Origin of the sequence: Microcoleus sp. D3_18_C2, from assembly GCF_036702395.1 — a bacterium.
Taxonomy (GTDB): Bacteria; Cyanobacteriota; Cyanobacteriia; order Cyanobacteriales; family Microcoleaceae; genus Microcoleus.
The window spans coordinates 1-19,568 of sequence record NZ_JAUBTG010000019.1 but is presented as its reverse complement, the minus strand read 5'-3'; the positions used below and the strand labels follow the sequence as shown (position 1 = coordinate 19,568).

The window sequence follows — 19,568 nt, the reverse complement described above, 5'->3', positions numbered from 1 at the left end:
GGCTATTGCTTTCCATTTACATTTACAGGAGATTCCACATTTATGAAGTACACCCGCCTATCTTGACATCTCCCCATGCCTAAAGGCGAGGGGATTCATAAGACCACAATTTAAGTCTTACAGGTGCTGAAAAGTCACCTCTACCAACTCCACTTAGATCGAGTCCAAGTATTGTTGCTACTTTACGACCAATATTTGCACAACCATTGCAATCTGCATTAATTAGCCACCCCTTCGCTGTCCGATATAATCCACGTTTAATTCTTGTTCCCGAAGCTTTCCACCACTCGGATTTTTCGCCGATTTTAGGCAGTTCGTCAGCATCGAGAAAAGAAGTTTTTGAAGTAGAGGATTCTTCGGTTTCGACGAATTTAATTCCGTACTGTTCGCCGAGTTGAGCAATTCTATCTTTTAACCTACGCGTGGGAATCTGAACAAATTTTTGATTGGTATTTGTACCCAGATTTAGCGAATCTTTCTGATGCTTGTTCCATCCAAATATGACTGTACCAATCTTGGATGATATACAATGATCGATAACCTTACGAGCAGCTTTATTAACTGCATCCCGCATTGTTCTATTTCTGCTTTCGGTCAGCCGTTCCAGTCTTTTCGACCAGAATCCATTGTCTTTTCCAGACATCAAGCTTGCCACTCGTTTGTTATAGCCTTGGTTGATGGACTTGAGATGCTTTCCGTCTACGATGAATGAAGTTCCAATATTGCTGACACAAGTTATCCAGTTGTCCATCCCGTGGTCGATCATCAATACATAATCAACGTTGACATCGGATTGAACAGCTTCTTTTTGGTAAACCAATTCTAGATAAAAACATCCGTTTCTGGGTAAAATCCTGTACTCTCGAATCGAAGAATGCTCCTTATTAGATGGCATCGTCAGATAGAACGCATCTATGCCAAACCAAGCTTTAACTTGCTTCCCTAAAGGAAATCGCAACATTCCATCTTTTAATTTGACTGATCTACCTGTAAAAGTTACAAGGGCTAATCCACCTTGTCTGTATCCAGGAAGTCTTGGATGTTGCGTCACTGTCCCTTCTTTGATTCCAGCAAGCCCGCCCAAATAGGATTGGAAAGATTCAGCAACGCTAGTCAGTATCTGCTGTGCGGTATCTGAATAAAAAGCTTTATAATGAATGTTTCGATTGTCCGTTTCTAAAACTTTATGCAGCTTGGCTCTACTCGGTATCCTGCCAGTTTTGAAGAATAGTTGTCTGGCATAATAATTTCCACAATTAATTAACTTTGAGGCTTCACTACACAAGAATTCTAAGACTGCTTTCAATTCTTTGTCTGGACTAATTAGATTTTGCTGGCATCCATACATTCTGTTTTCCTCCTTGCTCTATATTAGCATAGTATTCTTGATTAAAGGTAAGGATTCAGGTCTAAAAACTTGCGGCTCCAACGCTTGTCTGGCAAGGGTTTTAGGGCAAACTAAGGGTTTTTGTCTTTCGTGGTTAATTGTCAATAAACGAGGATAAGTGACAGTTTTTCGTGGTTTATTGAGAATAGAGATTGATTTAGTATCAAGCTCCATATCTAAAGTCTTTGCCCAGCAAGGAGTTCAGTGACCTGAATCCTTACCCACTGCCTGACAACTAACGACTGAATCCCATCCCCCTTAATTGGGGGATTTTCGTGTCTACAAGTTTTGTCTACAATATGTTGACAGTGTAGACAGATATCAGTTAGTGTAGACAAATACTGTATACAGGTGTCTACAATGAGTCAAAGTCAAGTCGTATCATTCAGGGCTTCTGGTCATTTTCTGAACTGGATAGAAGCTCAGAAGCTAGACAGTGAGTCGCTTAGTCAAGCTGCACAACGCATTCTCAAGGAAGTCTCAGGCACGTCTACAGCGCTGTCTAATTTGTCTACACCTATAGTGTCTACAGTGTCTACAAACTTGTCTACACAAAGTAATGATAGCGTCGTGTCTACAGAAATTGTAGACACTGTAGACAAGGCTGTAGCCGATCGCCTTGACCCGGTGATGGAGCGGATGGCCGCCATTGAGGAACGGCTGGGAAAATTGAGTGCCTGAGTGATGGCAAAGATGAATCACTCAGGCAGGAATTGAAAGCGGCCAACAAGCAGCTTGCAGAATGGGATAAGGAACTGAACCAGTTGCATGAGCGCAATGGTGACTTAGGACTGAAGGTGCAAATGCTGGAGCAAGAACTCAAGGAAGTGCAGCGCGATCGGGAAGAAAGTAAAAACTCGGCTCCGACCGTCGCAGAATTTCCAGAGCCGGCCGACTTGCTCAATCAGTTAAAAGCGCAGCGTAAAAAGTCGAGGGCGGACTTGGCAGATATGGAGGTGGTTTTGGACATATTAGAAAACCATTGGCGCGAAAGTTGAGCGGAAAATGGTTTTTCTTGCTATGCAGTCAACCTGAAACCCTTAACGGACAAGAGAATTGTTAAACGGAGAGGGTGGGATTTGAACCCACGGAACCTTGCGGTTCACCTGATTTCAAGTCAGGCGCATTCGACCACTCTGCCACCTCTCCCGGCGCATAAATTTTATCATACCAGCAAATGTCTCTAACTACAAATAGCTGCAGATTCAGTGCGCCGATAAAGAATTTGTTCTCTTTCTACCGCGAAATCTTCGCCTACCCATACCAGGGACACTTCCGACACTGCTCCATTTTCCAGCAGGACGATCGAGAAATTCCGCAATTTCGAGCACTCTCTCTCCACAATTCGCGGTACGCTGGCCGCATTCAAATACACCGTACCCTCTGCACTCACCTCCAGCGACTTCCGCAACTCGTGCTTTGTGTGCCGCAGTTTGTGGTGCATATGACCAAAAGTTACCAGAGGTATGTGCTTTCCTGTGGTACGAGTTCGATCGATCGCCTCCGCAAAATCCGGGTCGCCCCAATCCCCTCCCAGTGGCTTCCAATCTCGCCCGCAGGGGTCTTCAGGAGCCTCTCCTAACCCCGTCGGGCCCGTGTGACCCAAAAAAATCACATTTTCGCAATCGGCATCCGCCGCAGCCGCTGCAATGCGCCGCGCCGACTCCTCAAAACTTTCTACCCCAAACCACTCCGAGTAAAAATCCCCGTACTTCCACTCCGAGCCCCCCCAAGTAAACGGGCGGCTTCCCACCACAGTTACGCCCAATTCGGGAAAATCCCGTTTCCCGTAACCGACGTGAGCTTCTCCCATTAAATCTAACTGCTGTTTTACCCAATTTTCTTGAGTGCGATCGTAAGGACACTGACTGCGGCCCCACTCAGTCGCCGTGTACCAAGCGTCGTGGTTCCCAAACACCGCTGCTTTCGGAATGTCCAATTGGGCGATCGCCCGCACCACCTCCACCGACTCATTGCCAAAATCCCCCACAAACAGCACCAAATCAACGCCCAGATGCTTCAGGGCCTCGCCGTCTTCAGCTTCCCAGCGATCGTGAACATCCCCAACCACCGCAATTTTGATAGATTTAGCCTCATTCATGTGATTTGCGTTCGTTCGATCGATCCCTTACCGCTTAAAAATTCCTACTAAACTTACCAATTTTCGGCAAATCCAGCCTTCACTAATTATACAGTGCAGCCTCTCCCAGGGAATTTGAGATTTTAGATTTTAGATTTTAGATTTGCTCAGCTTTCTTCATCTTTCACTCCAGGGCGCAAAAATTCTCTCCCCCTTTGACATGAGAAGCGATTGGCCTGAAGTTAAGCCCGTTAATCACCGACTCCAACGCCATAAAACTCAAGCGAGTCGGGACAGAACCCCTAGACTGAATTATTCCTCCCTATCAGGTTCCGCCGACCTTTCTTCATCTTCAATTGCAAATTCGCTGATGTAATCTCGCACGACACGCTCGAAGAACAGGGTGGCCGGTAAGCTCGACCAGTCGCTGTAGTGACCGAAACCATAGCGCAGAGATTCTACCAGTGCAGCAAGGCGATCGGGCTTGTCATTTTCTTGTCGCAAGGTAACAACAATCTCAAGGGGATTGGGAGTTGTCCACTGACCCAAAAACGGCGGTTTTCTTGCGATTTTGTCAACTTTTAATTTAGCTTTATTTAAAAGTTTGCCTTTGGAATCATCAGATTTATTTGCAGCTTCGTCAACTTTTAAATCAGCATTATTTAAAAGTTTGTCTTGAGAATCCTCAGCTTTCTTGGCAGCTACGTTAATTTTTGTTGAGCGATAGCAACTTTGACCGCGTAATTTACCTGGTTTTTCATTTCTTACAGATAGATAAGCAACACAACCCGTTTGATTAGTTGCACTTAGTCGAAATAATCCCTTTACACTAGAGGCTGAAGGAATTTCAAGGGTTGAAGTCAGTTCTTTTTTTGTCCGCGTATCTTCCAGAGAAGTTTCTGTTAAATATCGGACTTTTTTATCTATAATTCCAGGGGCGAGGTCTTGGCGAATCCGAATTATCCGCGCGCCTTTCCATTCTTGCTCCATATGTTCGTGCAAGGGGCTTCCCGACTGGGTTTCAAAATTAATCTGATTTGCATTCATTTTAGAATCGGCAAGCCAAGACCAAAGTTTCACGCAGTTGGAAGAATCGATCGTAACTAATGGTTGATTTCCCTCCTCTACAGAATTGGAAATAATCTGCTTGACAAATTCCATGAAACGATTCCGACGCACATCTTCTTTGTCAGCCAGTTTCACGGGGGAGATTTGGGAAATGAAGGCGATCGCATCAGAAAACTTGCTCCAAGGACTGATTTGTAAACTATTCCTATCATAAGCACAGCACAGTTCGCACTCGCCTGTCTCCACGTTGAGACGCATAGCAATTGGTAAAAATGTCTTCTCAATAGAGCCGCGAGCGCGACCTTTCTGTTTGCGGACGATCGTAATCCCAATAATTTCTTTTGGTCTGGCTTCTTGAGGAGTATCTTTTAGCCATTTGTCAACCTTTTCCTTGACATCATCAATGCGGCCAGAATGAGCCCAAAGTAAGTCTTTTAGGGCCGCTTGCACTCGATGGGAAAAATTATCGAGGTTGAGAATATTTTTGTCCTTAGTTTTTTCAATCGGTAGCAGAAACTGCACGCAAGAACCAGCGATTTTAGCCAGTGCTTGACGGGAGGAGGGTTTATTCACCGAATCATCATGTTTCTTGTCTGGATACCATTCCCGTGCCATTACCAGGCAAAAAGTTCGCTGTTTGCGTAAAGCAAGTTGTTGGACGATCGACTCCCAGGCTTTTATGCGGTTTTGCGATCGCTCTTTCGCTTTCAAATTTGCACCGGGCAATGACTCTTTGGGCCCGTGAGTATTTGCTGGCAAACGATTAGCCATGAGTTCGATCGTATCACCCCAGAGAACACGAATGATCGCTTGCAGCATTTTTAATTCGGTTTGACATTGTTCTTCGTAAAAGATAACAAGCAACAGTTTTTCGTTAGGATATAGCCGACGCATAGCTTCCTGGTTTGCCTGAATCATCGCCTTAAGTTCATCAGTCTGGTTGAGAGACTTAGAGTGAAATTTTAGGGTTTTTCTACCACCCAAAATTTTCTCTAACTTCATATCGAGATGTTTGGCCAGCAAGCTGTTTAATGGATCGTCCTTCAAGCTTTCCTTAAATTTTTCCAAGTATTTGGGAGTAAAATCAGGACAGTCACCTTTTTCAAGGATTTCTAAAGCAGCACCTAACAGAGTAGGCAAATTAATCATGCGCGAGGCTGTATTGTCTTTTGTGTGACTTGTGCCTTTGATTTTTACTTCCGAGTAATTATCGAAAGGTTTGAAGCCGAGCAGGTTCAAAATTTCAGCAATCTTTTCAAAAGCTTCTAATTTATCAATCTCCGGTACACCAGCCTCAATCCCATGTTTCCCTTCTTGGAGTCCGTTGCGGTATGTTAACATTACTTGACAGCGTTCTGTTGAAGCTTTACCCAAAGCAATTTGGGAACCATCAATATTTTGACCGTTAGGCGTTTTCAGCGGGAGTTTGAGCTTGCCGCGCAATGCTTCAAAATCTTTATCGATCGCCCAAAACCAATTTTTCTTTTTGTCGGGTTGATTTTTCTCAGGTTTTTCGGAATCGGAAAGCACCGTGTAGCGAAAGGTGCGATCGCTATAATCATCAGAAAAGACAAAGCCGCTAATATTTGCTGAGTTATAGCGTGCAGGTTGTAACCCACTTAACCAGCGGCGTTTGGAAACATCTATCTTCAATAAAGGCTGGTGCAAAGAAGGATAGGTTACAACTTCTAAGCGTACCACCAGACTGAATGTTCCTGTAGTGTCGGGTAGAGTAATGGGATCGGTAATCAATTCTGCCATCCCAGTTGTGAGGCTACCACTGCTGGAAATAACCCGCTTCATTGTTCCTAGCTCCTGAAAAATCTCTTTTCCCGCGATCGCACGAGCTGCATAATCGACTAACACGCGATAATCATAATTGTTGCTGTGTTTTGTAGTTCCTGTATTTGGATTCCATTTCCAAGGTAAAACTTGAGACTCAGACGGAGTAATTGTTAACAACTCCTTTCGATCGTGCAAATCTTCCAAACGGTCGATAACTTCCACTAGCCCATCTTCTTTTTCAGCAAAAGGTTTTAGGAAATTTGTTATCCACTCGTTGATAATTGGGCGTAACGCTTTCTGGATATCTTGTGTACTTTCGGAATTTAAGTAAGCAAATGGTTCCGGCTCATTTACACTTTTAGAATTCAACGAATAGTTACTCAAACCTACATTTGACTGAATCCGTGCGGCACTGTCAAGTCCTACTTCTAACAAACCTCGCAGCGAGGCATAAGGGAGATTTTTGATGGCTGAATCGCCCTTGCAAGCAGCTTTTTGGATAGTTGAAAGCTCATGTAAAGCAGATTTTGTCCAACCTAGTGTCAAGCCTTTGACTGTTACTGGCTCGATATTATCTGGCACGGTAAAAGCTAGGGTAATTTCTTTCAGACTCTTATTCGCAAGAGGAATGTAAAGAGTGTCTGAAACCACAGTAGCTTCAGTTTCTTCGTCATCATCGGATTCGATTTCGTCAAAAATGTCGTCGTTCATGGTTGCATCTCCAATAATAGTGGTTTCCTTTATAGTCCTGGACGCATGGGGGCCAGAAACCGGGTTTTTTTACGAAAATATTTCGTTACAGCCCGTAGATTCGGTAAAAAACCCGGTTTCTTTGGTCTGAGTGCGTCCAGGAGTGCTTTACTTCGCCGTCGCGATCGAATTCAATTTCGTCCAAAATTTCGTCGTTCATGCTTACATCTCCAATAAAGGCGAAAAATCATTAAAATCGTCTTCTTCCTCTGTCAAACCTTCTGAATCGCGTAAACTTTCCGGGTAAACTATGCCATTAATGCGCCGCAGGGGCTCCAGAAATGCACCGTAAAGTTCTTGATAAATTTCTCGAATCACTGGATCGGGATGCTTGACGCATTCTTCTAAAATAATTCGCATTTGAACTAGCATACTGTCCCGCCCGGAGTCAGGTTCATTTTTAGTGGATTTAATAGCCCAAGCTGCATCGACAAAGTAAACTTGTACCGGACACCCATTTCGCATCCCGCGCCCGATAGTTTGCAAAATCCCAACCATCTGATTTGCCGTAAACGGTTTAAATAAATCTTCACCCAAACGGCTAGCCATGAGAGGTTCGCGCAACAGTCGATTCGCCGTTTTCCATAGTTGTTTTCTCGACTGTTTCCAAGCATTAGAAATTGCAGGCAAGCCTTCTATTTCAGTAAAAACTCGACTGTCAAATTCTTGGGTAGCTTTGCCGGCGAGGCTGTACAAAAGTTGCGTATCGTCAGTGGTGGGGTGGGGACGGGTGAGGAAATAAATTGTGCCAATCGCTGCATCGAGTTGCCTATCTCCTTTGGTAAAAACAATATTCACGCCTCTACCGATCGCCAACATCGGAAAAATGATAATATCGCAAGTTTCATCATCTCCTAAAGCCTCGCACTGAGCCGTGGTAACGAAATCTGTGGGTTGCTCTCCGTTTTTGAGAAAATTAACAACTGCTTTGGTTCTTTTGCCGATTTCTGGATGGTAATCGTTGATAAAATTCTTAACGTTCCGAGCTTGTTCGTAGCTGTTAACAATTAAGGCAGCTTTGCGGTAAATACCATGTTGCACGTCAAAGTTGAGGATGGATTTGTAAATTTCAGATTTCTTGGTTCCTCCTTGCACCAGCGCGTCTACCATTTTTTTTAAATTACGATCGCGCAATTCGCCTGCACCGCTATATCGGAGAGGTTCATCGCGCGATTCGCGATCGGGCAGCCATTTGAAGCGGTAAAAGCTCTTTTTGGGTTCGTGTTCTGTTTGCCGCGGTTTCAGCAGATAATCCGGCCCAGAGTTAATGTGATAAGCAGGACTTGCTTCGAGAAATGAGGTAGCTGAAGTCATTAAAACTGCCGGCGCTGTCAGTTCGCCATCTGCCTCAAATAACTGATGAAAACGGTGCATTAACATCCGAGGCGCGCCCACAAAAATAATATAAGACAGTTCCACATTTCGGGCTTGAGAGCGAGTAGTTTGTGCCGATTCACAACTGTATTTCACGCCCGAAAAAGACCCCAAAATATTCTCAGGAATCAGTTGTCGCAGTTCGGGTGTTGCCGTTGATTCGACAATCGGTTCCCGAAGCAGTCCTTCTGCTACCATTGTTCGAGTTTGCGGTACGATACGCTGATAGCCTAAAATCACAAAAGTAACGCAAACAAGTAAGGTAATCGTATCCTGAGCTTCGCCTGATGCAGTGGCATCCTTAAAACACAAAGGCAAAAACAATTCGGCAATTTCTTTGACTATTTTATCGCGCCGTTCGATCAGATTCTCCGCTAAATAACGACGAAAATAAAGAATTTGAGTTTCCCATTGCTGTTTGAGCGTGTCGGCGTTTATTCCCAGCCTTTGAGCGCACAGATCCATGTTTAGCCGATCGTGCGGTTCAATGCCAGTGCGATCGTAAAAAGCATGGTAAGCAGCCGTTTCCCAGAATTCTTTCAAGGCTCGACTTTTGCTAAATCCCTGTTTGACTTCCTCTTCGTCAAGGCGATCGCGTTTAGAAGTTTTCTCATAGCCATCCAACAAATCGCTGACTATTCTCAGAACGGTTAATAACTGATTCTCATAGCGTTGGCTCACTCGCGATGAGGGCATATTTTGAACGGCAGTAATTAATGATGTATTGCGATCGCCAAATTCCGATAAATTGCGGCTGTAAAGTTCTACATTGCGGTCGAACAATCGATAGTTTTCTCCGCGAGCAAAAGGATTGTGAATTTGCTCTTGAATGGCTAAATGGATAGATTCTTTCGCCCCGGAAAGTTTTAAAGTTGCAGCACCGTAAGCATCCAGATTTGATTGCACCATATCTGCTTCGTCAAAAACTACGACATCGAATGTCCGGGCAATTAATTCAAAATAACGAATGCGCTCGCGAATAGCATGGGGTGGTACTTCCGTATCCATTGAAAGAACGTGGCCGACCCAAATATCGGCATCTAGCAAATCGCGGGGTGCTTTGTGGCGACCGCACATCGTCCAAACCGGACAAAGATACTTTTTCATTTGCCCTTTTTTGCCACCGCTTTGTAAAATTTCATTGCAGGGTGCATAACCAAATCCCCACATCGAAGTATCAGCAGTAGAAAACGCAGGTAAGACGCAATTTAAGCCAAAAACTTCTGCTTGTTCCAAACTATAGCCAAAGCCGCCATTTCCCCCTGATGCTGCGATCGCCTCGGCAATATTGTTAGCGTGTCGGCGGCGAGTTCCATCGCTTTGACCGACTAGCATTCCCACTTTAATTTCATGAAATGCTAGTTCTGCCATGTACTGTCTGGCAACTTCAATAGAGGGAAACACAAACATCGCTTTATAACCGCGTTTTCCCAACCACACAGCTATTAATACGAGCAAAGTTGTTTTGCCCGATCCAGGCAGTCCAATTAAGTGCTTGATGCCTTCTAATTCGATGACTGTTTCTTCCCGCAAACCCTTGCCAATTTCTGGCACCTTAAGTGCAAAATGTTGAAACCGTTGTACCCAGCTACCCCGTCTTTTTTCAGGGTGATTTGCTTCGCGTTCATCCATCTCAACTGCTAACTCGTACAGTTCCGCAAGGGGAATGCGGATTTTTGCTTTCGGGGCGCGATCGAGGGAATGGGTGCGGCGCGGCGCAAGTGGGGCTGCGATCGGCCCAATTGGCACTCTCGCGGCTGTTGTTTCTTCACCTAAAGCAACGGCCATTGGCTGGCGGGGATCGGCAAAGGTGGCGCTGTAAAATTGGTGTGCTAAAGGCTGACCCAGAATTTGACGTGCTTGGGCAATTAAAGGGTCTTCTAGGGGGTCTGTGCGTTGAAAGTGAAGTGTTTCTAAGTTAATTTTATAGGTTCCTTGAGTTTTGTTGCGGTAGTGGCGATCGTTATAAATAGCAACGGCGTGTTTCACTGACTGTTCTGTTACGTAAGCCAGCGACATCAGGCGCATATTGAAAATGGCTTGGCGGGCTTTTGCCAACGCGGGTGCATTGATGATACTCGCCATTCCCGATATCGTTAAAGGGGCATATTCTAGGGAATTAGTTTCGATAAATTCTGCCATCAAGACACACAGCCAGCAAATGCGATCTATTCCCGTCCAGAAATCTGGTTTAATTCTCATATTTGATTTTCTTTAACAACTGTATGACTTGTGAAACAGACATAATTTCGAGAGTAGCAGGATCGCCTTTTTTATCGATCGCTGACCGGAAAGTAGAGAGGTAATCTGGCCGCTCCTCAATTAATTGGTCGCTGACGGCAATGATGCGGCGGCGGTAGTGAATCAGCCCTCCGATGCCAGTGCGGTTGAGGCGCAAAGCAAGGGAGACAGGACTGGTGTATGACTTAGCATCAATGCCGATATTGCGACCGTTAATTGCTACATCGCATAGGTCTGATTCTGGGTAAAGTTCGGCATCTAGTCCGTTTTTTATGGCTGCCTTAAAAATTGCTAATTCGTCGATCGCCGGCCCAGTCCAATAGGTTAAAATTTGCGGTTGGGCAATCAGCAATCGGTCTTGGTTTGGGTCTGATTTCTCCGAAACTTTTGCTGTTGAGGAGTTGTGACCGAGGCATTGGCGAATCGGACATCGCCCATCGGGAAAAAGTTCTTTATTGGGATAGGGGCGCATCAGCGTACCGCAATACGCGCAGCGATGAGCGTGTCCGTCAATTAACCAGACATCCGGCACGCTATCAAAAAAGGTGTCAACAATCATTCCCTGTAAAGGTGTTAAATCGTTGTCACGTAAATACTCTAAGAGTTGGTGTTCTCCGATGAGCGATCGGCTGCCAAATAGCGATCGCAAAGCCGTATAAGCTTTGTGCTGGCGGCGAATTCCCAATCGTTCAGTTGCGTCGCGCAACCGTTGGTACAGGCGGTGTTCGATGATATTATCTTCGCCAAAAGTACCTTTACTGTTGGCAATTACTGCACAATCTGGGGTTGGCACTCGCAAGTCTGGATCGATGAGAATTACTTGACCAGAGTCAAAATCGGCGTGACAAAAAATATCTAATTCCCACTGATCGAGGGGATATCTAGCACGTTCCAAAACCGTATGCACGCAAGCGGCGCGATCGCTTTTTCCAGATTCGATATATAGCCTGCCCAACTTGCACATAGCCCGATAAAGTTCCGATGGCATACTATCATCGTCTTGGCGAACGATGTCTCGATTGAGAATTCTTGTGTATTGTCGCAGAATTCCCTGGGCTAGCAATATAACAGTATCTTCAGCGAGATCGATCGTGCTGGCGTGTCCTGTGGGTAATGGCAATGTCGTTGTTTGCATTTGTGGCAACCAGGTTGGGTCTTGACCATCCACCTCGGCAAGAATTTGTTGCTCCAATGTTGCGTCGGGGAATGAGGGTAAAACTTGAGCGATCGCGGCCAGTGTCCAGCCTTTCTTGAGCAAAAGTGCTGTTGCCAGTCCTTCTAAAATCTGCCGAAACCGAAATTCTTGACCTTTCGGCTGTGACAGGAGTTGCTTGGATCTCCACGATCGCACAGTTCGTAAGGCTGGTGGTTCCACAGATAGCCCAAGCTGCTCAATCCGTCGTTTTAGTTCTTTTGTCAGAAACTCAGCAGTTCCCTCCCACTGGCGATCGTCTTCAAAGTACATAGATGTATAAAACCAACCACTTTACAGCGTATACTGATTACAGTAAACGATGTAAATAAAGGATGTCAATAGAGGCTACTCAAAATACTCGTGGCTCAAGGTAGTCATTTACCTGTGAATATCTTGCGGGATAAAGCTTTCAGTCTAATTAGAGTCAGGTAAAAACTTAGCTGAGTCCACTCTTGGATCGCAAAATCTTGCTCCCATTGCCAGTCAGTCGGTTAACCTATGGCAAATTTTCTACCTCTGGCCCAACTGCCCACCGTTTTTGGTGAATTCAACTATAATTCAAAATACACTTGAGTCCAGCCCGCACCTTCCCCGGAATATTCTAACTGTGTTTACCACCGCACCTGCTCCGAACTTTACTCAAACCCGACTGCCCGACGACTTGTTTGCAGCCATTAACGCCCTCAAACAAGAATTAAACGCCGTCATTCTCGCCCACTATTACCAAGACTCCGAGATTCAAGACATCGCAGACTTCATTGGCGACTCCCTAGAACTTGCCCGCAAAGCCGCCAACACCAGCGCCGATGTCATAGTTTTTGCCGGAGTTCATTTCATGGCCGAAACTGCAAAAATTCTCAATCCCGACAAATTAGTATTGTTGCCAGACTTAAATGCTGGGTGTTCCCTCGCCGACAGTTGCCCTCCCGAAGCCTTTGCAGCTTTCAAAGCGGCTCGACCAGGACATTTGGTAATTTCCTACATTAATTGTACCGCCGCAATTAAGGCAATGAGCGATATAATTTGCACCAGTTCTAACGCGGTTAAAATTGTCAACCAAATTCCCGAAAATCAGCCGATAATTTTTGGGCCAGATCGCAATCTCGGTCGCTACGTCATGGAACAAACTGGCAGAAACATGGAGATTTGGCAAGGAGCTTGCATCGTCCACGAAAACTTCTCAGAAAAAAAGATAGTTCAACTCAAAATCGAGAATCCCGAAGCCGAAATAATCGCCCACCCCGAATGCGAACCTCCCGTGCTGCGCCACGCTAATTACATCGGCTCTACCACTGCTTTGCTCAAATATTCTCAAGCTAGTTCCAGCCAAGCTTTTATTGTCGCGACTGAACCGGGAATCATTCACCAAATGCAAAAGCAAGCTCCGCACAAACGCTTCATCCCCGCTCCTTCAACCAATAATAACTGTGCTTGCAACGAATGCCCGCACATGAGATTAAATACCTTGGAAAAATTGTATCTCTCGCTAAAAAATCAAACCCCTGAAATTACCATGCCCCTAGATATTCAACTAGCAGCTTTGCAGCCGATCCAACGAATGCTAGAAATGAGCTAACCCCTGGCTATTTTTCAGTAAATACATTGTAAGCTGTTCGGCATTTAAAGGACTTGTGTAAGGTGCGTCAGCATCTAAGGTTTTCCGTTTCAGCGTAAGGGTTCGCGAATGACGCACCCTACTAGCCTCGTTACTGGTTTAAATGCTCCACAGCTTATGCTGGGTTGGCCGGGGCGATTAAATTAAGTCCTGGCCTAACCCACCAAGCTCGATCGGCAATCTGTGAATCAGTTGTCCACTCTTTCTCTTCTTTTCCTCTGCGGTGCCTGCCTTTAAAACTCATGAACAATAAATGATGTCGGAAAAACTGATTGTTTTCACCCGCTATCCCGAACCGGGAACAACCAAAACTCGACTAATTCCGGTGCTGGGAAAAACAGGCGCTGCTAACCTTCACCGTTTGATGGCCCAACGGACGATCGCCTGCGCGCTCTCTCTCGAAAAAACCCGCGGATTATCGGTAGAAATTCACCGAGCCGGCGGCAGCCAACAACTGATGCAAGAGTGGTTGGGAAGTGATATTTTTTGTGAAAATCAAATAGACGGTGATTTGGGCGCCAGAATGACAGCAGCGTTTCAAAACTCTTTTAATTCAGGGGTTGAGAAAACAGCAATTATCGGCACTGATTGTCCTGGTTTGAAAGCAGAAATCATGGCACAAGCTTTTGAGGCACTGAGCCACCACGATTTAGTTTTGGGCCCGGCAAAAGACGGAGGTTATTATCTGATCGGGCTGCGGCGATCGATTCCGGAATTATTCGGTGGCATTCAGTGGGGAACCAGTGAAGTATTTGCTTGTACGCGGGCGATCGCCCAAAAGCTCGCTCTCAATATTGCTTATCTTCCCACTCTTGCAGATATCGATCGACCTGAAGACCTCCTCGGTTTAGATATTAATATGTTGAAATAACTAAACTATATTTAATTTCTTTCAATCATTAGTAATTGTCATATTTAATTAAATAAAACTACTTGATTGTGAAACCATAAGGTCATAATATAGTAAGTGTATTTGTCTAACCAAATGCTGAATCTCAGTAGCAGTTAGACAGCGCTTGGGACAATAGTCCCAGGCGCGAGAAAAAACAAAAAATTAGCAAATAAATTAGCAACTAATAGATCGGCTTTGTACAAAACCCGCCCTGCCACAGGAAAGCCCAATGTAGGTGCGAGGCTATTGTAAAAAATGAGCAACTAATAGCTTGGTTTTTTACCAAACTCTCCCACCTTAATTAAGGCAAAATGTAGGGGCGAGCCTGGGGTCAGAAATGGGAAAAATCAGCTTTGTACAAAACCCGCCCTCTCTCTCACGGGTTGCTTAAGTCTGTATGTCGCCAGAAAATCCCAATCTCAAAATTTCCATTATCATTCCAGTCTTAAACGAAGCACCTACAATAGCCTCAGTCATCTCCACCGCCCTTGAGGCCCAAAATGTCGAAATAATTGTCGCTGACGGTGGCAGCAGCGACGGTACTACAGATATAGCAAAATCTTTTGGCGTCCGAGTTATCTCCACCCCCCCAGGCCGCGCCACTCAAATGAATGCAGGTGCCACCGCTGCTGCTGGAGATATCCTGCTGTTTCTCCACGCAGACACTCTGTTGCCTCGCGGGTACGACGATAGCGCGCGTCGGGTACTAGCTAACCCGTCTGCTGTAGCGGGGGCCTTTCAACTCCAGATTGACGCCCGCAGCCTGGGCCTCCGGCTGGTAGAAACAGGGGTAAAGTGGCGATCGAACTTTCTGCAACTGCCCTACGGCGATCAAGCCATTTTCCTCAACGCAGCTACTTTTGACCAAATCGGCGGTTTTCCCGACTTGCCCCTCATGGAAGACTTTGAATTCGTGCGCCGATTGAAAAAACAAGGTCGCATTGAAATAGTACCCCAGCCAGTCCTGACCTCCGCCCGTCGCTGGCAGCAGCTTGGGGTGATCCACACCACCGCCATTAATCAAATAGTAATCATCGCTTATTTCCTGGGAGTGTCGCCCGATCGACTCGCTTTCTGGTATAAGAGGCAAAAGAAAAATTCTTCCAAAAACTAAAGAATAGTGAACTTTTCTAAAGCTCGCCGTTAATTATGTAAATAGGAAACACGTCCCTGCGTAAAATATGACTTGAACGCCTCAACTTTTACGCACAGCGAGGACACACAGAATATGGCAGATCCCAGAGATGCAGAGCTTATTAAACCCTTTAACGGCGACCCCTTCACGGGTCATCTAGCCACCCCCATCAGTGCTTCTGATTTCACAAAAGCATTTATTGGGAACTTGCCGGCCTACCGCAAAGGACTCTCACCCCTAGTTCGAGGTCTAGAAATCGGTTTGGCACATGGTTATTTCCTCGTCGGCCCTGAAATCGTCTTCGGGCCCCTGCGGGATTATCCAGAAGCAGCTAATCTCGGCGGATTAATTACAGCCCTCGTATTAGTTCTGCTTGGCACAGCAGGTATGTCTGCCTACGGTTTGGTCTCTTTCAAGCAAGACAACACCAGCTACCCTAGCGCTAATCCCATGACTCCCGATTCCCTCAGAAATGCTGAAGGCTGGAGCCAGTTTACCGCTGGTTTCTTTATTGGTGGAATGGGTGGTGTCTTTGCTGCCTACTTCTTACTCGAAAACTTTAACGGCGTTGATGCCATTTTCCGGGGTTTAGTCAACAATTAGACTCGACTCCCACATATCCCTGTTGGAACACACTAACTTTAGTTTGGAGAATTTGATATGACAGGTTCCTACGCTGCCTCTTTCTTGCCTTGGATTTTGATTCCCCTAATTACCTGGGTGATGCCAGTTGTGGTAATGGGTTTGTTGTTTATCTACATTGAAAGCGACGCCTGATCCTTACCTCTAAAGTAAGACCTAAGTTGGAAAGCCGAAGTAATAAGACGATTGACGAACAATTGCTCTGACATTTCTAGATAAATCTAGGGAAAATCAGCAAAAATTGTTTTGAGATTGCTGGCTATCCGAAAACTTAGTTTCTTTACTCCCATCCCCAGAATTTATCTGTGGAGCAATCTTTCAGTTTTCTTCCTTCAAAACTCATAATTGCAAAAAAATCCTCCGCCTGCAGGCAGAGGATTTTTTTACAAAGAAGACAAATCATCCGCTCAGAGGACACAAATTGCCAAATTCTAAGCCACAATTGTTATGGAAACCTACTAATGAGGAGACAGCGATGCAATTTTTCCCCGCACGCCGCATCTTAGCTCCATTCCTGATCTCGGTACTGCTGCTGGTGACCGCCTGCGGCCAAACCCAAGCCCCATCACGCTGGGACAAAGCCCAGGAGGAAAGCACCCAAAAACCTGGTAAAGCACAGCAGACAACTGCTGACAAATCAACGGCTAGTAATCAAAACCTGCCCAAAAAGGCAGTTGCAGGCGGTAAGTTAAATAAATACTTCCCGTCTTCTGGGAGTGGATTCGATCGCGTTTTTGCTCAAGAAAAATCCGGTTTTGCTGAAGCTAAGTTGAACAAAGACGGTAAAAATGTCGCGGTTCTCTCAATTAACGACATCGCCGGCAACCCCAGCGCAGGTGCAAAATTCCAGCAAAGTACCAAGAAAATAGGCGGCTATCCCGCAGTTAATCAAGGTGCTAATATCACTGCTGTTTTAGTGGCAAATCGCTATCAGGTGAAAGTTCAATCCCGGACTTCCTCTTTTACCGCTAGCGATCGCGAAGCTTGGCTGTCAAAATTTAACCTGGGCGGCCTCGCCCGCCTCAAGTAGCCATGTCTTTTTTCCAACTCGGCGCCCGACTCAAGTCTGGCGCTATCAGAACTAAGTCGGCCACTATGAGACTGTGAAGTTTTGCAATCTGCCAAAAGTAATACCTTTGATTTTCGTTTCAGCATAAGGAGTTTTTTTGTGAGCAAAACAGTCTTTGAATTAGTCGATCAACTGCCTCAAGACAACATGACTGTCAAAGCCCTGCGAGCGCTTGACTTTGTGGTTCCCGGCGAGTGGAACAATTTAGTTGGCTTTGAAAATACCATTCGCACCGTTACTGGCGAAACAGACGAAGAACTGATCCAGCAAATTGGCGAGCGCGCCATCTACCTGTACAACGATAAATCTGAGGGCTACCAGCGCGCTCTCTGGCTCTACCAAACTATTGACAACGCCGACAAGGCTTTGGGTACTGCCGCCCTCGCTAACAAAGTCTCCCAAAATGTGCCGTTTTTGTCCCTTCTGGGCAATCTCACTCCCAAGCCGGAAAAAGCTCAAACGATCGACCTTTCTCTGAAGTTAGTCACTGAGTTGCTCGCTTTTTGCCAAATTAACGGTATTCCCGGCGACAGCATCGGCGATTTTGCCGCTTCCTTGGGCGACTACGGCGGCGAATCCTTGATGCGGATGGCTGCTTTGGTTTGTTTTGATGGTTTGATTCCCCTGGGCCCAGACTTTATCATGGCAACTCAGTCTTGGATTCAGAGGCTCTCCCCCAGCGATTTGCAAGAGAATCAGGCATTTAAGTCGATCGGCGGCATGATTCCTGGGGGCTCTCCCGCAGGCCAACTCGGCTTTATCGGCGAAAGCTTTAACTCGGTTTCTGGCTGGATGAGCTCTTTTGTGAGCGATCGAGGTTTGACTCCCCAAAACGTACTCGGCCAATTGCAGAATTTTGTAGACATTTCTGCCGACAAGGTGGACTACGTGGGCGCATTCCTCGATATCACTACCAACTACTACGAACACACTGGTGTTCAAACTCTCGCCCGCCGCTTGATTGAACGAGCTGTCGCTGAGATTTAGAATAACCAAAGGAGTTGTGATCTTGGCGGACGATCGCCCTGTGAGAGTGTTTTGAGTTCAAATTTTTTTGACTAGCCATTCTCTCAGGTTGGTTTTCGATAAAATGTGTGCCCTCAAGAAAGTCGATCGCCCGCTTGCTCAACTCCCAACTCCTTACCCAATCACTTTTACCAGGAAGCGTTAATGTCAGAAGAACCGAAAAATCCTACCGCTGGCGAATCCGAAACTCCCAGTGCTGCGATCGATCACGCCCCAAGTTCCGACGAACCAGACACAAGCGACTTACCCAGCACTGACAAGCCTCCAGCGGCTGCTAAAAAGCCCCCAGCCAAGGCCGAAGGCGACAAGCCCCCAGCTAAAGCTAAGAAGGAAAAAGCACCTGCTGTTGAAGACAAGCCCTTTGCGGAATTTATTCAACAAGATTATTTGCCCGCTTTGCAAACTGCTTTGACTAAGCAGGGCGTTAAGGATTTAGAGGTGAGTTTGGCAAAGCAAAAACTCCCAGTTGCTGGCATGAGTTCCGCCGGAGATTGCTGGCAGGTAATTGGCAAATTCCAAGAAGGTCAGCGCCAATTTAACCTGTATTTTCCTCAAGAAAATATTCAAAGTCAAAGGGCGTTTTCCTGCGCTGAAAATAATACCAAAACCAGCACTTTAGAGCCTTTTTTGATAGATGAGCGCAAGGTAACACTAGACCTCATGGTGTTTGGCGTCGTCCAGCGGCTTAACGCTCAAAAATGGCTAAATCTTAATTAACCTGAGTTCGGGATAAGAAGAGGGGGGGACAATAACTTACTCAAAGTCAACCCCTACTCCCCTTCTTAAGGCAAGGCTGTTTCATTCTCACCAAAAACATGAATTTTGACTCTTGTAGTGCCTTTCTTTGCCTACCCCCGACCTAGAGGATTTGATCCCACATTCCGCACCCCCAACTGGCACATAGGCAGATGGAGGGGATAAAAGTGAATCATCCGAGATAATAGTGAGTAAAAACACCCAAAAATCTGTGCAACGCTCGCATCACTCAGTTAGGAATTCCTAAAAATTGACATGAGGGCATTAATTCAATCTTCTTAGCCCATTAAAAGTCAAAAATCAGACCATTAATAACTATTAATTCCCAGCATATATCGCCCGCATTATGACAATAATACATCACTGCTGAATCAACAATTATTTAAATGTAAGTCAGTTTTACCAATCAATAATAGACTTCTTTTCACAACAAAAAATAATAAGACCGACAGGTGACTGGAAATAAATTTAAGATGGCTAACCGTTCTGATGTCAAATTAGAAACTTGCTGAATTCCTTGAATACACACGGCATGAATCGATTGAAAACTTTG

15 protein-coding genes and 1 tRNA gene are annotated in these 19,568 nt (G+C 45.6%); 10 read left to right on the top strand and 6 right to left on the bottom strand.

Translation table 11 applies throughout. The annotated features are described in order from the left end of the window. Positions 1-79: 79 nt before the first annotated feature. Complete coding sequence (locus QUA88_RS13970) at positions 80-1,348, bottom strand: transposase (RefSeq protein ID WP_333056272.1); 1,269 nt, start codon at positions 1,346-1,348, stop codon at positions 80-82. 399 nt (positions 1,349-1,747) lie between these two features. Between QUA88_RS13970 and QUA88_RS13965 the strand changes: the two genes are divergently transcribed. Next, a complete protein-coding gene (locus tag QUA88_RS13965) occupies positions 1,748-2,068 on the top strand; it encodes a hypothetical protein (RefSeq protein WP_333272209.1) in 321 nt (106 codons plus the stop codon). Positions 2,069-2,100: 32 nt separating this feature from the next. Next, the gene (locus tag QUA88_RS13960) at positions 2,101-2,385 is read left to right on the top strand and encodes a flagellar alpha dynein (protein ID WP_333056274.1); all 285 of its coding nucleotides are present in this window, start codon (positions 2,101-2,103) and stop codon (positions 2,383-2,385) included. Positions 2,386-2,451: 66 nt separating this feature from the next. Here QUA88_RS13960 and QUA88_RS13955 read toward each other — a convergent pair. The 5 genes from QUA88_RS13955 to QUA88_RS13935 all read right to left on the bottom strand — a co-directional run bounded on the left by QUA88_RS13955 (position 2,452) and on the right by QUA88_RS13935 (position 12,150). Beyond that, a tRNA-Ser gene (locus QUA88_RS13955) sits at positions 2,452-2,536 on the bottom strand. A gap of 34 nt (positions 2,537-2,570) precedes the next feature. Beyond that, complete coding sequence (locus QUA88_RS13950) at positions 2,571-3,488, bottom strand: TIGR04168 family protein (protein ID WP_333056275.1); 918 nt, start codon at positions 3,486-3,488, stop codon at positions 2,571-2,573. Between the two features lie 291 nt (positions 3,489-3,779). Then, on the bottom strand, positions 3,780-7,031 hold the full coding sequence (locus QUA88_RS13945; protein WP_333272206.1) for an RNaseH domain-containing protein: 3,252 nt from the start codon (positions 7,029-7,031) through the stop codon (positions 3,780-3,782). 201 nt (positions 7,032-7,232) lie between these two features. Beyond that, positions 7,233-10,646 carry a pPIWI_RE_Z domain-containing protein gene (locus tag QUA88_RS13940; protein WP_333212675.1) on the bottom strand — a complete coding sequence of 1,138 codons (3,414 nt, stop codon included), beginning with the start codon at positions 10,644-10,646 and terminating at the stop codon, positions 7,233-7,235. Next, complete coding sequence (locus QUA88_RS13935; protein ID WP_333272203.1) at positions 10,636-12,150, bottom strand: restriction endonuclease-related protein; 1,515 nt, start codon at positions 12,148-12,150, stop codon at positions 10,636-10,638. The genes QUA88_RS13940 and QUA88_RS13935 overlap by 11 nt, the downstream gene beginning before the upstream one ends. Positions 12,151-12,487: 337 nt before the next feature. Here QUA88_RS13935 and nadA point away from each other — a divergent pair, with 337 nt between their 5' ends. The 8 genes from nadA to QUA88_RS13895 all read left to right on the top strand — a co-directional run bounded on the left by nadA (position 12,488) and on the right by QUA88_RS13895 (position 18,976). Further along, complete coding sequence (gene nadA / locus QUA88_RS13930) at positions 12,488-13,456, top strand: quinolinate synthase NadA (protein WP_333168051.1); 969 nt, start codon at positions 12,488-12,490, stop codon at positions 13,454-13,456. A 292-nt stretch (positions 13,457-13,748) separates the two neighbouring features. Then, complete coding sequence (locus tag QUA88_RS13925) at positions 13,749-14,366, top strand: TIGR04282 family arsenosugar biosynthesis glycosyltransferase (RefSeq protein ID WP_333056280.1); 618 nt, start codon at positions 13,749-13,751, stop codon at positions 14,364-14,366. 418 nt (positions 14,367-14,784) lie between these two features. Then, the gene (locus tag QUA88_RS13920) at positions 14,785-15,501 is read left to right on the top strand and encodes a TIGR04283 family arsenosugar biosynthesis glycosyltransferase (RefSeq protein WP_333056281.1); all 717 of its coding nucleotides are present in this window, start codon (positions 14,785-14,787) and stop codon (positions 15,499-15,501) included. A 114-nt stretch (positions 15,502-15,615) separates the two neighbouring features. Then, entirely contained in the window at positions 15,616-16,125 is a 510-nt protein-coding gene (locus QUA88_RS13915) for a photosystem I reaction center protein subunit XI (RefSeq protein ID WP_333056282.1), read from the top strand. A 57-nt stretch (positions 16,126-16,182) separates the two neighbouring features. Then, positions 16,183-16,299, top strand: coding sequence for a photosystem I reaction center subunit VIII (locus tag QUA88_RS13910; RefSeq protein ID WP_333042098.1), 117 nt, complete (start codon positions 16,183-16,185; stop codon positions 16,297-16,299). A 340-nt stretch (positions 16,300-16,639) separates the two neighbouring features. Next, complete coding sequence (locus QUA88_RS13905; RefSeq protein WP_333056287.1) at positions 16,640-17,194, top strand: hypothetical protein; 555 nt, start codon at positions 16,640-16,642, stop codon at positions 17,192-17,194. 138 nt (positions 17,195-17,332) lie between these two features. Continuing rightward, positions 17,333-18,220: a hypothetical protein gene (locus tag QUA88_RS13900; RefSeq protein WP_333056283.1), complete on the top strand. Its 888-nt coding sequence runs from the start codon at positions 17,333-17,335 to the stop codon at positions 18,218-18,220. Between the two features lie 183 nt (positions 18,221-18,403). Then, the gene (locus tag QUA88_RS13895) at positions 18,404-18,976 is read left to right on the top strand and encodes a DUF2996 domain-containing protein (protein WP_333212670.1); all 573 of its coding nucleotides are present in this window, start codon (positions 18,404-18,406) and stop codon (positions 18,974-18,976) included. The last annotated feature ends 592 nt before the right edge of the window (positions 18,977-19,568 follow it).